The sequence below is a fragment of the Pedococcus sp. P2_E2 genome, from assembly GCF_056403955.1.
The window spans coordinates 1-12,066 of sequence record NZ_JBFUEM010000003.1 but is presented as its reverse complement, the minus strand read 5'-3'; the positions used below and the strand labels follow the sequence as shown (position 1 = coordinate 12,066).

The following is a 12,066-nucleotide window of genomic DNA, read 5'->3' as shown; positions in this document are numbered from 1 at the left end:
GGCTGGCAGGCACACCAGACAAGACACCAGGGGAACTCACGATGGCTGACTCGGGACACGGCACGAGCGGGCTGGGCAAGCCCGTCCGCCGGCCTGCCCCGGCGCGCGCCGGGTCGCCCCGGGCCGCCCGTCAGGGTGCGCCACGGTCCACCTCGGCCCGACCGGGCGCCGGACCGGGCCGGTCACGGGCCACCGCCTCGGGGGCTGCGCGCAAGGTCGCAGGGGCCCCGGTGTCTCCCGAGCGACGCAGCTCGCGGGGCGTCCTGCGAGTGGTCGTGCTCGCGTCGATCTTCGTCCTCCTCGCCGTGACCCTCGTCCCGACACTGCGCTCCTACCTGCGGCAGCAGGGCGAGATCGACGCCCTTCGCGGACAGGTCACCGAGCAGCGCCAGGGGGTCAGCGACCTGCAGAAGGAACAGGCCCGCTGGAACGACGACGAGTACGTCATGCAGCAGGCGCGGGAGCGGCTGAAGTTCGTCAAGGTCGGTGAGAAGTCCTACACCGTGATCGACGGCAAGCCCTCGACCAAGGCGCTGCCGGGGGTCGCGAAGGCCTCGGCGGCTTCGAACGACAACCCCTGGTACGGCCGGCTGTGGGAGTCCGTCCAGGTCGCCGACGCCGGCCCGGCCGCGAACGGCACCGCCGGGCCCGGAGCGTCGTCGGGCGCAGGCGCGAACGGCACGACCAGCTCGACCAGCTCGGCCAAGTGAGCGACCAGCCGACCCGGGCTGACCTGGCTGCCGTGCAGGCCCAGCTCGGCAGGGTGCCGCGAGGCGTCGCGGCCGTCGCGCACCGCTGTCCCTGCGGCGCACCCGACGTCCTCAAGACCGAGCCGCGCCTGCCGGATGGCACCCCGTTCCCGACGACCTTCTACGCCACCTGCCCCAAGCTGACCGGAGCCATCTCGACCCTCGAGTCCGTCGGGGTCATGAAGGAGATGACCGACCGGCTCGCCGAGGACGCCGACCTGGCCGCCGCCTATGACGCAGCCCACGACGACTACCTCGCGCGGCGCTCCGAGCTCGGACAGGTCGCCGAGATCGAGGGGATCTCGGCGGGCGGCATGCCGACCAGGGTCAAGTGCCTGCACGTCCTCATCGCGCACTCCCTCGCGGTCGGGCCGGGCGTGAACCTGCTCGGCGACGAAGCCCTCGCGATGCTCGACGACTGGTGGGCGACCGGCTCGTGCGTGCCCGACGAGGAGCTCGCCGCTGTGCGCGGTGCTCTTCCCGCGGACGGGGCGTGAGTGCGGTGACCCGGGTCGGGGCGATCGACTGCGGCACGAACTCGATCAGGCTGCTCGTCGCCGACGTCGACCCCGAGACCGGATCCCTCGTCGACGTGCTGCGCCGCATGGAGGTGGTGCGCCTCGGCTATGGCGTGGACCGCACCGGGCGCATCGACCCGGTCGCCATGGAGCGCACCTTGGCGATGGCCGGCGAGTATGCCGCTCAGTGCCGCGAGCTGGGCGCGGAGCGGGTCCGCTTCGTGGCCACGTCCGCGTCCCGGGATGCGTCCAACGCCGCCGAGTTCGTTGCCGGTGTCCGAGAGTCCTTCTCCCACTACGGAATCGCGCCCGAGGTCATCTCCGGTGACGAGGAGGCCGCCCTGTCGTTCAGGGGATCGACGGGCGAGCTGCGGGCACACGGCATACCCGGTCCCTATCTCGTGGTGGACCTCGGAGGTGGCTCCACCGAGTTCGTCCGCGGCGCGGACGCTGTCGAGGCCGCGCGCTCGGTCGACATCGGGTGCGTCCGGATGACCGAGCGGCATCTGCGGTCCGACCCACCCACGGATGCCGAGATCGCCGCAGCCGTCAGCGACATCAACGCCGCGATCGACCTGGCAGCCGAACGTGTCGAGTTCAGCGGGGTGAGCGCGCTGGTCGGTCTGGCCGGGACCGTCACCACCATCACGGCCCATGCCCTGGGACTCGAGACCTACGACCCCGAGCGGATCCACCTCAGCGAGCTGACGTCCACCGAGGTACTCGCCGCCTGCGAGTCGCTCCTGCACATGACGCGCGCGGAGCGGGCGGCCCTGGGCTTCATGCACCCCGGACGCGTCGACGTCATCGGTGCCGGGGCGCTGATCTGGCACGAGGTGGTGGGCAGGTTGGCCGGCCTCGGCCTGGAGCGCGTCATCACCTCCGAGCACGACATCCTCGACGGGATCGCCCTCTCCGTCGCAGAGTGAACCTCGACTTGTTGCGTCCTCGTGGTCACGGGGCGGGGGTTTCGGGCCTCTTTTGACGACCTGCCGGCAACAAGTCGGAGAGGCCGCTCCAGACCGTCGACACGACGATCTCGGTGGCGTCCTGCGCGGACACGTCGGGGCGGCGGATGCGCCACACGGCCACCCGTTCGCACGCACCGATGATCACCTCGACGTAGCCCTCGAGCAGGTGGTCGGGGACGCCGGCCAGGGCGGGTGCGGCGCGGAAGGTGGCCATGGTCGCGGCCGACTGCTGTTCGCGGATGCTCTCGATGAGCGGGCTGGCCTGCGTGGCCACCACGCCCTCCTGCTGGATGAGGACGAAGGCCGTGGCGTGCTCGTCGATGAACGCGAAGAAGGCGGCGACTCCCGCCCGCAACACCACCTCGAGGGGCGCCTCGTCACCGACCCCCAGCCAGGCCGCCTCGGTGGCCACCCGCAGCTGGGTCCTGGCATTGGTGATGCACGCCGAGAGCAGGCCCTCCTTGGAGCCGAAGTACTCGTAGATCAGCGGCTTGGTGACGCCGACGCGCTCCGCGATGTCCTCCATGGTGGTTGCCTGGAAACCGCGCTCGGCGAAGACCTCCTCGGCGACCCGAAGGATCTGCTCCTCGCGCTGGGCGCGGGGCATCCGCACGCGCGGTGCCCGGGGGGCGGCCGAGGTCTTCATCACTCGCGAACTGTACCCCGGGAGGGCTCAAACTTACTGATGGTAAGTTGGCCGCATGGCGACCCCTCACCACCGAGTGGCCATCATAGGGACCGGCTTCTCCGGGCTCGGTATGGCGATCCGGCTGGCTCAGCGCGCCGACCACGACTACGTCGTCCTCGAGAAGGCGGACGACGTCGGCGGCACCTGGCGCGACAACCGCTATCCCGGGTGTGCCTGCGACGTCCCCTCGCGGCTCTACTCCTTCTCGTTCGCCCAGTTCCCTTCGTGGTCCAGGGACTTCGCGACCGCGCCGGAGATCTGGGGCTACCTGCGCGACGTCGCCGATCGGTATGCCGTCCGCGACCGGATCGAGTTCGGTGCCGACCTGCGGGCGGCCGAGTTCGACGAGGACGCGAGGCGGTGGAGGCTCACCGCTGCCGACGGAAGGCAGTGGACGTGCGACGCGCTGGTCCTCGGGGTCGGTGCCCTGCACGAGCCCAGGCTGCCCGACATCGAGGGGCTCGACGCCTTCGAGGGCGAGGTCATGCACACGGCGCAGTGGCCGGCGCAGGCCGAGCTGGATGGCAAGCGGGTGGCTGTCGTCGGCACCGGTGCGAGCGCCGTGCAGCTGATCCCCGAGGTGGCGCCGCGCGCCGCACACACCACCGTCTTCCAGCGCACGGCCGCCTGGACGCTGACCAAGCACGACCAGGAGTGGAGCCCTCGACGCCAGCGGTTGTTCGCCCGCTGGCCCGCGGTGCAACGACTGGTGCGCTGGCGCACCTACTGGGCGCTGGAGGCGCGGGCGCCGATGTTCGTGCGGCTGCCGGGCCTGGCCAGGCTCGTCCAGCGCCTGGCGCTGCGCGAGCTCGCCCGTGCGGTGCCTGACCCGGCGACCCGGGCGCGGCTGACCCCCGACTACACGATCGGCTGCAAACGGATCCTGCTGTCCAACGACTACTGGCCGACCTTCGCCCGCGACGACGTCAGCCTCGTCACCCAGGCGATCACGCGCGTCGAGCCGCGTGCCGTGGTCACCTCCGAGGGTCGTCACGAGGTGGATGTCCTGGTCCTGGGCACTGGCTTCGACGTGAGCGGCAGCACGGACCGCATCGACATCCGGGGGTTGGACGGTCGCACGCTGAGCGAGGCGTGGAGCGGGGGGATGCACACCCACCTCGGCATCACCGTCGCCGGTTTCCCCGAGCTCTACCTCCTGCTCGGGCCCAACACCGGGTTGGGCCACAACAGCGTCGTGACGATGATCGAGTTCGCGACCGGCTACGTCCTGAAGGCGATCGAGCAGGGGCGTCGTGGTGCGCGCGTCACGACCCAACAGGCGCAGGATGCCTTCACCCGCGAGATGCTGTCCCGGTCCCGGCACACGGTGTGGGCGACAGGGTGCCGCAGCTGGTACCTCGACCGGTTCGGCAACAACACCAGCCTGTGGCCTGGGACCACCGTCGGCTACTGGTGGCGCACCCGCTCCGTCGATGGTTCTCACTTCGCCCGAGTAGGCGAGCGTCCCTCCGCGCCGCCACGCTCCGAAGAGCCGCCCGCCGAACAGCAGTCCTCCGAGCGGCCACCCGCCGAACAGTCAAGGGATTCCATTGATGCACAAGCGATCTGAGCGCCACACCTTCGAGCCGAAGGTCTCCATCGTCACGGGTGGGGCCTCGGGGATCGGCCGAGCCATCGCGGCCGAGCTGATCGCCAGGGGCAGTCACGTGGTCATCGCCGACGTCAACGGCGAGGCAGCCGCCCGCACCGCGACCGAGCTCGGCGCCCGAGCCAGTGCTGCCACGCTCGACGTCGTCGACGGGGCGGCCGTCAGGGCACTCGTGCAGCAGGTGGTCACGGACCACGGACGGCTCGACGTGATGGTCAACAACGCCGGAGTCGCCATCGGTGGGCTCCTCGAGGAGCTCGACGAACGGCACTGGACCAAGGCGCTGGACGTCAACCTGCGAGGCGTGATCAACGGGGTCACGGCGGCATACGAGGTCATGCGTGCGCAGGGGAGCGGACACATCCTCAACACCGCGTCACTGGCCGGGCTCATCCCGGCGCCGGCGATGCTGCCCTACACGACCACGAAGCACGCCGTCGTCGGCCTGTCGACGGCCCTGCGCGCGGAGGCCGCGAGCCAGGGCGTGCGGGTGAGCGTGCTGTGCCCCGGCTTCGTCGACACCCCGATGCTCGACGACCTCTTTGAGGCGCCCGCCAGCTTTGGCGGCAGCAGCGTGCGCTCGCGGGTCCGCCTGCTCCAGCCCAGGTTCCTGACCGCCGAGCGCACGGCGACCCGAGCCGTCGACGGGCTTGCGGCCAACAAGGCGGTCATCCCTGTGGGGGCGATGGCCCACGTGACCTGGCGAGGGCTGCGCTACGTGCCAGGGCTGACCCGGGCGCTCATCCAGGCACAGGCAGGCGGCGCCCGGAGGCTGGTCGAACGGTCCGCGGACAAGGCTGCGTCGCGCGCCTGACGTCAGCCTGCAGGAGCTCGGCGCGGCACGCGCACGCGGCGGGCCGCAGGGTGCGCGCGGCTGGCCGGTGCAGGTGCGTCAGTTGCCGTTCGAGAGACCGACGAGCAGCAGGACGCAGGCCCCGGCGGCGAGCACGAACAGCACCGCGATCCCAGCGACAACTCCCAGCACGATGAAGCGGGTCTTCTCCACCACCAGGCCGGCGATGAACGCCGCGAACAGCCCGAGGTCGAGCCCGAGGGTGGAGAACTGACCCACCTCCGGGGGCAGCGACAGGGCATCGCCGACGGCGCGCGGGACCGCCTGGAGCGCGCCGGCGACGAACAGCACGGGCAGGCAGAGCAGCACGCCCATCCAGAACTTGAAGACGTTGGACCGGCCGCGGCGCGGTGGCTTCCACGCCTCACCCGGCGGGCGGGCGGGCGGTTGCCCCGGCGGCAGGCGCGGCGGCAGGCCCGCGGGCTGGCCGCCGGGACCACCCCCACGCGGCCGGCCGTACGGGTTGGCCGGAGGTTGCTGTCCGTACGGGTTGTCTGGTGGTTGCTCTGACATGACCGGTCCCTCTCACACGATCCACAGGTAGATGCCGGTGCAGGCGGCTACAGCCAGCAAGACCAGGTAGGCCAGGACAAGGCGGGTGTCGCCGAGCTTGCACTTGGAGCGCAGCAGCCCGTCGCGCCGGGCGCGGGCATAGCCGACGATGGCCAGCACCGCGAAGCCGAGCAGCGCCACGGGCCCCAGCACCCAGCCGAGCAGCGCGACCGTCGCGAAGACACACAGCCGCAACGGGTCGTACGGCGGCGCGGGCTCGGCGGCCGACTGGTCGGCGTGGGGTGGCGAGACCTGGCGCGGGTCACGTCCGCTGGTCATGACCTGGCCCCCTGAGCCATCGGCAGCCCCGCCGCCGTCGAGATCCGTTGCTGCGACAGGGGACGCCACGCCTGGACGGCGCAGAACGGCGCGCACTGGTGCCCGCCCTCGTCACTCACCGTCGCGACGTGGACGCAGCACTGGGTGAGCCGCTCCTCGATCATCGTGTTCATGTCCATGAACGGCTTCACCGTGATGCGGAGAACGCGTTCGCCGAGCAGCGCCCGGAGCTTCTCGCGCTGGCCCGGGAGCCGTCCCGCAGCCAGCGTCGCGAGGGTGCCGATCCCGAGGTCACAGCCGCTGCAGACGTCGCGCCAGATGTCAGCCATCGACGGGTGGGACAGCGATGACTGCTCCGAGAGCAGGTCGAGCAGGGACTGCTTCACCGCCGTCCGCAAGGAGACCGGCAGCGCGTCGTCGGCGATCCGGTTGGCGAGCACGTCGGGCTCGAGGTCGAGCCACTGCTTGAGGCGTTCGTGACCGACGAGGGAGACGAGCGAACGCCACGTGCCCGAGTCGTCACGCAACAGGTAGCCCACCGAGCAGCAGTGCGGGTGCGAGCAGGGCAGCGCGGTCAGGTCGCGCCAGGTCACCACGCCCGCGGTCTGTCCTTCCAGCCGGGCCAGCACCCCGGTGTGCGTGAGCCGGTCGTGCGCGTCGATTCCGGCACTGCGCCCGGAGCCGAAGACCGGCTGGATCGTCACCCCGCCGACGTGCGGCGTGTCGAGGGCACGCTTGACCACGAACCCGATCTCGTCGTCGTTCACCCCCAGCGCCGCGGTCATCGTCAGGGTGGTGAAGACGCCAGCGCCGGAGAGGCGGTCGATCGCCTGTTCCTTGAACCGGCGCAGGTCCGCGCCCCGGTGGTGGGTGGACGCCTGGGCCGACTCGCCGTCGTACTGCAGGTAGACCTCGACCCGCTCGCGGTGGCGCCGCAGCAGGTCGAGCATGGCGTCGTCCCTGGCGATGGTCAGGCCGTTGGTGTTGACCAGCACTCGCACGATCGGTCGGGCCGCGACGGCGTCGAGCAGCTCGGCCAGCCAGGGGTACAGCGTCGGTTCGCCCCCGCTGAGCATGAGGACGTCGATTCGACCGTTCTCACGGGAGAGGCGCGCGTCGATCGAGGCCAGCACCTGGGCCAGCGGCACCACCGAGGCCAGGGCTGGCGCCGACGCGGCGAAGCAGGTCGGGCACTTGAGGTTGCAGTGGTCGAGCAGGTCCTCGAGCAGGATGCAGGTGTGTTGGGTCTGCATCTCCGGCAAACCGTCGGCATAGGCCGCAGGCACCGGCGCGAAGTTGCCCACGACATCCGGCGTGTGCACCTTGGTCGGCGCGGTCCACTGCTCCAGGTAGGTCAGGATCTCCGGTGACTCGTCGTACAGAGTGCGCACCAGGCCGTGCGAGGCGCAGCCGCGTTCCAGCCAGATCCGGCCGTCCCGTTCCACGAGCCACCCCGACAGCCGGACCACCTCGGCCAGCGGACGGTCTGGTCGCTCCTCGTGGCACAGCGGGCAGAAGGCGTTGACGTAACGGTGGATGCGGTCGCCACGCAACGGCATACCGGGACCGGTGCGGGTGCTCACGCGACCACTGTCTCGTGCCGCAGGCCCCGGAAGGCGCCACGACGCGCCTGCACCACGATGCGGGCGAGCACCAACGGCACCGTCACCGCCAGGAACAGCTGGGGTCGGGTCAGCCCGAGCCAGACGACCTCGTTGCCCCGGACGTACTCGAGCAGGAAGCGGGCGATGCCATAGGCAGCGACGTACCAGACCAGCAGCTCGCCGCTCGGCACCGGCCGGTGGCGGAGCCACCACCAGATCGCTGCGAACGCGGCGGCGTGGAAGACGATCTCGTAGACGAAGGACGGGTGCAGGGGTATGCCGGCCGGCCCGCCCGTGCGCGCCGCCGCGGCGTGGTCGAGGGTGATCCCCCAGGACGTGCCGGTCGGAGTCCCGGGCAGCTCGGTGAGCAGGCAGCCGACCCGCCCCACGGCCATCCCCAGGGCCACGGCGGGGGCGAACAGGTCACCGGTGCGCGGCTGGTAGCCGCACAGGCGCTTGGCGACGTGGACGCCGGCCCAGGCGCCGACCAGGCCGCCCAGGATGCTGCGGTTGCCGTAGGCCCACTGCTCGGCCAGCGAGGCGTTCTCTCGCAGGTCGACGTGCTGTAGCCAGGTGCCGAGGCGCATGAAGACGGCACCGCCGACCAGCCCGCCGGTGACCACCACGAGAAGCCGCTCGTCCGTCGCGCCACGCCGTCGCGCTTCGAGCGCGAAGATGCCCATGGCCGTCAGCACCCCGAGCGCGACGAAGACAGCGTGCGTGTCGACGTCGAGCTCGAACCCGAGCAGGTCCCCGAGTGTCGGAAACACGGCCGCCCCCTTCTGGTCGGGGCCAAGCGTGGCACGGATGAACCACGGAACGGCGGCGGCGCGCGCGCGGCATACTTGGCCCGCCCCCGTGGCCCAACTGGCAGAGGCAGGCGACTTAAAATCGCCACAGGTGCGGGTTCGATCCCCGTCGGGGGCACCGTCTGCGGCTGGCGCCCGTCAGCCCAGCCCCGTCAGTCCAGCCCCGTCAGTCCAGGGAGCACGGGATCTTGGTGGCCTGCGCCGCGGCCTTGTCAAAAGCGGCGAGCTGCTTCTCGCCGGTCTTCCAGTTCTTGCGCCACGCGGCTGTCGCCTGGGCAGGAGTGAGGTGACCCATGCGCAGCATCTCCATGTCGTGCACGTGGTGTTCCCACGTGGACACGGCGGAGCGCGCCTTGGCGAGTGCCTTGCTGCGGGCCGTGATGGCACTGCCGCAGCTCTTGATCGCGACGACCTCCCCATATGGCGCGGCGTTGGCAACGGTCGGATCGAGCGCGGGACAGACGGCCGCGTTCGCTGCGAGCTCCTTGTCGGCTTGGCGGAAGGCCTTGGCGTTCTGGGTCGCCTTGACGCGGGTCTCGTCCCAGAAGGTCGTCGCCACCGAGAGGGAGATCTTGCCGGCGACCAGCAGGTTCATGGCGTCGATGTGCTTGTCGAACTGGGCCAGGGACACCTCTGCCGCGCTCAGCGGAGCCTGTTGGCGCAGGTTGGCCAGCCGGCACGTCTCAGCGGCCGCCGCCAGCCCCACCGCTGCGGTCGGTACGGCCGCCGGCGTCTGGCTGGGCGTGGCAGCCGACGGGCTGGAGGTGGCGGGGGTGGTGGCCCCGAGGGGCGCGGCATACCCCGTGGTGGGAGCCGGGGGGCGAGGGCTGGCTCCGTCGTCGCCGCCGAAGACCTGGCGCATCGCGACCAAGGGCAGGACCAGCGCGAGAACGCAGGCGAGGACCAGGAGGATGACTCGGCCCGGGGTGTACGGTGCCGGCTCGTCGTCGAAGGACATGGCTCTCACCTGCTCTCAAAGGGGGACGATCCAGTATTTGCACTCTCCCGGCCACACCACGTCCCTCAGAAGGATCAGGGCACGTCACCCAAATGGTGGACAGGTCACCCAAATGGCGAAAATGGGACCACGGCGCTGGCCTCGACCCTGTGGATGGGAACTTCCAGGGTGTCCCCGCACGTACTCTGGGGTGAGCGGCCGACCGCAGGACCGCCCTACGCCTCCAAGGAGACACGCATGGCCAGCAACCCGGTGTTCGACCGGATCGAGAAGGAATCCCGTCAGGGCTACGCCGGGTTCGGCCGCGGTGGAGCACCCGCCCAGCAGGCTCCGGCCGGCATGGCCGCGACGGACGGCATGACCAGCCAGCAGCTGCAGGACCTCTACAACCAGCCCGCCGCCGGCCCGGTCCAGACCAAGCGCCTCACCATCGACGACGTCGTCATGAAGACGACCGGCCTGTTCGCGATCGTGCTCGTCATGGCTGTCGTCGGCTGGCAGCTGACCCCCCGCTACGGCATCGGCCTCATGCTGGGCGGCATCGCCGTGACGCTCGTCCTCGGTCTGGTCATCGCGTTCAAGAAGACGATCAGCGTGCCGCTCATCGTCACCTACGCCGTGGTCGAGGGCCTGTTCGTCGGTGCGATCAGCAACTACTACAGCCTGGCCTTCGACCCGCCCGAGCAGACCGACATCTTCCGCGGAATCGTGGCCCAGGCGGTCATCGCGACCCTGTCCGTCTTCGCCGGCACCCTGCTGGCCTACAAGACGGGGCTCATCAAGGTCACCGCGAAGTTCCGCCGCATCGTCACCATGGCCGTGATCGGCTACGCGATCTTCTCGCTGATCAACCTCGCCTACGCCTGGATCGGCAACCACGCCTTCGGGATCGGTGGCACCGGCGCGTTGGGCATCGGCATCTCGCTGTTCGCCATCGGGCTGGCCGCGGCGATGCTCGCGGTCGACTTCGACTCGATCGACCGGGCCATTGCCGCTGGAGCTCCCGAGAAGTACTCGTGGCTGCTGGCGCACGGCCTCATCGTGACGATCGTGTGGCTCTACCTCGAGATCCTGCGCCTGCTCGGGCGTCTGCGCAGCAACTAGCGTGGCCCCGAAATCACCTGTCCCGCAGGAGGTTTCGGCGCAACTTCAACGCGTGGTCCGGCGGTGGCAGCAGCTGCCGCTGGACCGCGCGTTGTCGGGTATGCCGCGGGTGCGGGTGCTGCTCGCCGACCTCGCCGGCGCCGCTGGCCCGGTTCCGGACCTCGGACCAGCGGTGGTCATGGACCAGCTGACCGTCCTGGTCTACGACGCGTGCGAGGCGGGCGGGGCGGCGGCGCCCCCTCTGGCCCAGCGCCTCGGTGAGCTGCTCCGCGAACTCGCCTGACCCGGCACGCCTGGTTGCCTTGGGGCTTCGGCTGTGGACAACTGGTGCCGTAACGGCGCCGTATCTGCTGCCGTATCTGGTTGCGCTGCAACGGGTTTCGTGATCGGTGGAGTGTCAGACCTGGTTGTTAGGTTGGGTTCATGGGTGGGGGGATGTCGTTCGAGGAGCGGCGCGCGGCGGTGGAGCTGGCGTGCCGTGCCCTGATCGGTGTCGAGGGTGAGCTGTGGGCGGCGGGCGGGGCCGAGCTGGGTGGGTTCGCGTCGCTGCTCGACCAGCTGGGGGTGCGGGCCGACGCGGCCCGGGTGGAGGTGCTGGCCGAGGCGGTCGACCGGGGTGAGGCCGGGTCGGGCCGGACCGGGGCGCACGCCTGGCTCCTCGAGCGGTCGCCGTCCCTGCGGGCGGGTGGGTCGGCGCGGGTGGTGCGGGTGGCGCAGGCCGCCCACGACGACCGGTATGCCGGGTTGACCGCCGCCGTGCGTGAGGCCCGGGTGCCGTTGGTGACGGCGGCGGTGGTGGTGGAGGAGTTCGAGCGGCTCCCGCCGCGCCTGGCCGCCGGGGCGGACGGGCCGGTGCTGGGCGGGCTGGTCGAGGTGGCGTCGTGGGGGCGTCCCAAGGATGTGCGCGGGCTGCGCGAACGCCTGGTGGCGGAGTACGGGGCCGAGGGTGAGTTCCAGGGTGAGCAGGACCGGGCGCATGAGCAGCGGTCGTTGTCGCAGCCGTCCGGGCACGGCACCGGGGTGTTCGAGTACGCGATGGTGGTCGACGCCGAGGCGAAGGCGGTCATCGAGGCCGCCGTGCAGGGACTGTCGGCGCCCCGGCCGGCGCAGGGTGAGCCGGACCGGCGGCCGTCGGGGCAGCGGCGGATGGACGCCCTGGTGGAGGTGCTGCGCCGCGGGGTGGCCTCGGCCGGTGGGGTGGCCACCACCCCCAAGGCGGAGCTGTTCGTGACGGTGTCGCTGGAGGACCTGGTGGCCCGGTCGAATGCCGCGACCGTGTTCGGGTCGGGGGAGGCGGGCACCCTGATCGGGCCGGACACGGTCCGCCGGATCGCGTGTGACGCCGGGGTCGTGCCGGTGGTGCTGGGCACCG

14 protein-coding genes and 1 tRNA gene are annotated in these 12,066 nt (G+C 71.1%); 9 read left to right on the top strand and 6 right to left on the bottom strand.

The window, feature by feature from the left end:
- The first annotated feature begins 41 nt into the window (after positions 1 to 41).
- The 3 genes from AC1DWR_RS08410 to AC1DWR_RS08400 are packed head-to-tail and all read left to right on the top strand — an operon-like array spanning position 42 to position 2,196.
- The gene (locus AC1DWR_RS08410) at positions 42 to 710 is read left to right on the top strand and encodes an FtsB family cell division protein (RefSeq protein WP_477614709.1); all 669 of its coding nucleotides are present in this window, start codon (positions 42 to 44) and stop codon (positions 708 to 710) included.
- A complete protein-coding gene (locus AC1DWR_RS08405) occupies positions 707 to 1,246 on the top strand; it encodes a DUF501 domain-containing protein (RefSeq protein ID WP_477614710.1) in 540 nt (179 codons plus the stop codon). Before AC1DWR_RS08410 ends, AC1DWR_RS08405 begins: the two co-directional genes overlap by 4 nt.
- Positions 1,247 to 1,251: 5 nt before the next feature.
- Positions 1,252 to 2,196: a Ppx/GppA phosphatase family protein gene (locus AC1DWR_RS08400; RefSeq protein WP_477615299.1), complete on the top strand. Its 945-nt coding sequence runs from the start codon at positions 1,252 to 1,254 to the stop codon at positions 2,194 to 2,196.
- Between the two features lie 25 nt (positions 2,197 to 2,221).
- Here the strand turns inward: AC1DWR_RS08400 and AC1DWR_RS08395 are convergent, their stop codons facing one another.
- On the bottom strand, positions 2,222 to 2,884 hold the full coding sequence (locus AC1DWR_RS08395) for a TetR/AcrR family transcriptional regulator (protein WP_477614711.1): 663 nt from the start codon (positions 2,882 to 2,884) through the stop codon (positions 2,222 to 2,224).
- 55 nt (positions 2,885 to 2,939) lie between these two features.
- Here AC1DWR_RS08395 and AC1DWR_RS08390 point away from each other — a divergent pair, with 55 nt between their 5' ends.
- Both AC1DWR_RS08390 and AC1DWR_RS08385 read left to right on the top strand, forming a co-directional pair.
- The gene (locus AC1DWR_RS08390) at positions 2,940 to 4,496 is read left to right on the top strand and encodes a flavin-containing monooxygenase (protein ID WP_477614712.1); all 1,557 of its coding nucleotides are present in this window, start codon (positions 2,940 to 2,942) and stop codon (positions 4,494 to 4,496) included.
- Positions 4,480 to 5,349, top strand: a complete 870-nt coding sequence (locus AC1DWR_RS08385) for an SDR family NAD(P)-dependent oxidoreductase (RefSeq protein WP_477614713.1) — start codon at positions 4,480 to 4,482, stop codon at positions 5,347 to 5,349. Before AC1DWR_RS08390 ends, AC1DWR_RS08385 begins: the two co-directional genes overlap by 17 nt.
- A 78-nt stretch (positions 5,350 to 5,427) precedes the next feature.
- Here AC1DWR_RS08385 and AC1DWR_RS08380 read toward each other — a convergent pair whose 3' ends face one another.
- Genes AC1DWR_RS08380 through AC1DWR_RS08365 form a run of 4 tightly spaced genes read right to left on the bottom strand, consistent with a single transcriptional unit; the run spans position 5,428 to position 8,593 of the window.
- Entirely contained in the window at positions 5,428 to 5,901 is a 474-nt protein-coding gene (locus tag AC1DWR_RS08380) for a hypothetical protein (protein ID WP_477614714.1), read from the bottom strand.
- 12 nt (positions 5,902 to 5,913) lie between these two features.
- Positions 5,914 to 6,219 carry a hypothetical protein gene (locus AC1DWR_RS08375; RefSeq protein WP_477614715.1) on the bottom strand — a complete coding sequence of 102 codons (306 nt, stop codon included), beginning with the start codon at positions 6,217 to 6,219 and terminating at the stop codon, positions 5,914 to 5,916.
- Entirely contained in the window at positions 6,216 to 7,802 is a 1,587-nt protein-coding gene (locus AC1DWR_RS08370) for a radical SAM protein (RefSeq protein ID WP_477614716.1), read from the bottom strand. Before AC1DWR_RS08370 ends, AC1DWR_RS08375 begins: the two co-directional genes overlap by 4 nt.
- Positions 7,799 to 8,593 (bottom strand): prolipoprotein diacylglyceryl transferase, encoded by a 795-nt coding sequence (locus tag AC1DWR_RS08365; protein ID WP_477614717.1) that lies wholly within the window; start codon positions 8,591 to 8,593, stop codon positions 7,799 to 7,801. Before AC1DWR_RS08365 ends, AC1DWR_RS08370 begins: the two co-directional genes overlap by 4 nt.
- A gap of 82 nt (positions 8,594 to 8,675) precedes the next feature.
- Between AC1DWR_RS08365 and AC1DWR_RS08360 the strand changes: the two genes are divergently transcribed.
- Positions 8,676 to 8,750, top strand: a tRNA-Leu gene (locus AC1DWR_RS08360).
- A 48-nt stretch (positions 8,751 to 8,798) separates the two neighbouring features.
- Here AC1DWR_RS08360 and AC1DWR_RS08355 read toward each other — a convergent pair.
- Positions 8,799 to 9,590 carry a hypothetical protein gene (locus tag AC1DWR_RS08355; RefSeq protein WP_477614718.1) on the bottom strand — a complete coding sequence of 264 codons (792 nt, stop codon included), beginning with the start codon at positions 9,588 to 9,590 and terminating at the stop codon, positions 8,799 to 8,801.
- 237 nt (positions 9,591 to 9,827) lie between these two features.
- Here AC1DWR_RS08355 and AC1DWR_RS08350 point away from each other — a divergent pair, with 237 nt between their 5' ends.
- From AC1DWR_RS08350 to AC1DWR_RS08340, 3 genes are all read left to right on the top strand, one after another.
- On the top strand, positions 9,828 to 10,694 hold the full coding sequence (locus AC1DWR_RS08350) for a Bax inhibitor-1/YccA family protein (protein WP_477614719.1): 867 nt from the start codon (positions 9,828 to 9,830) through the stop codon (positions 10,692 to 10,694).
- A gap of 52 nt (positions 10,695 to 10,746) precedes the next feature.
- The gene (locus tag AC1DWR_RS08345) at positions 10,747 to 10,977 is read left to right on the top strand and encodes a hypothetical protein (protein ID WP_477614720.1); all 231 of its coding nucleotides are present in this window, start codon (positions 10,747 to 10,749) and stop codon (positions 10,975 to 10,977) included.
- 140 nt (positions 10,978 to 11,117) lie between these two features.
- Positions 11,118 to 12,066 (top strand): DUF222 domain-containing protein (locus AC1DWR_RS08340; RefSeq protein ID WP_477624238.1); only part of this gene is annotated, 949 nt, incomplete at its 3' end.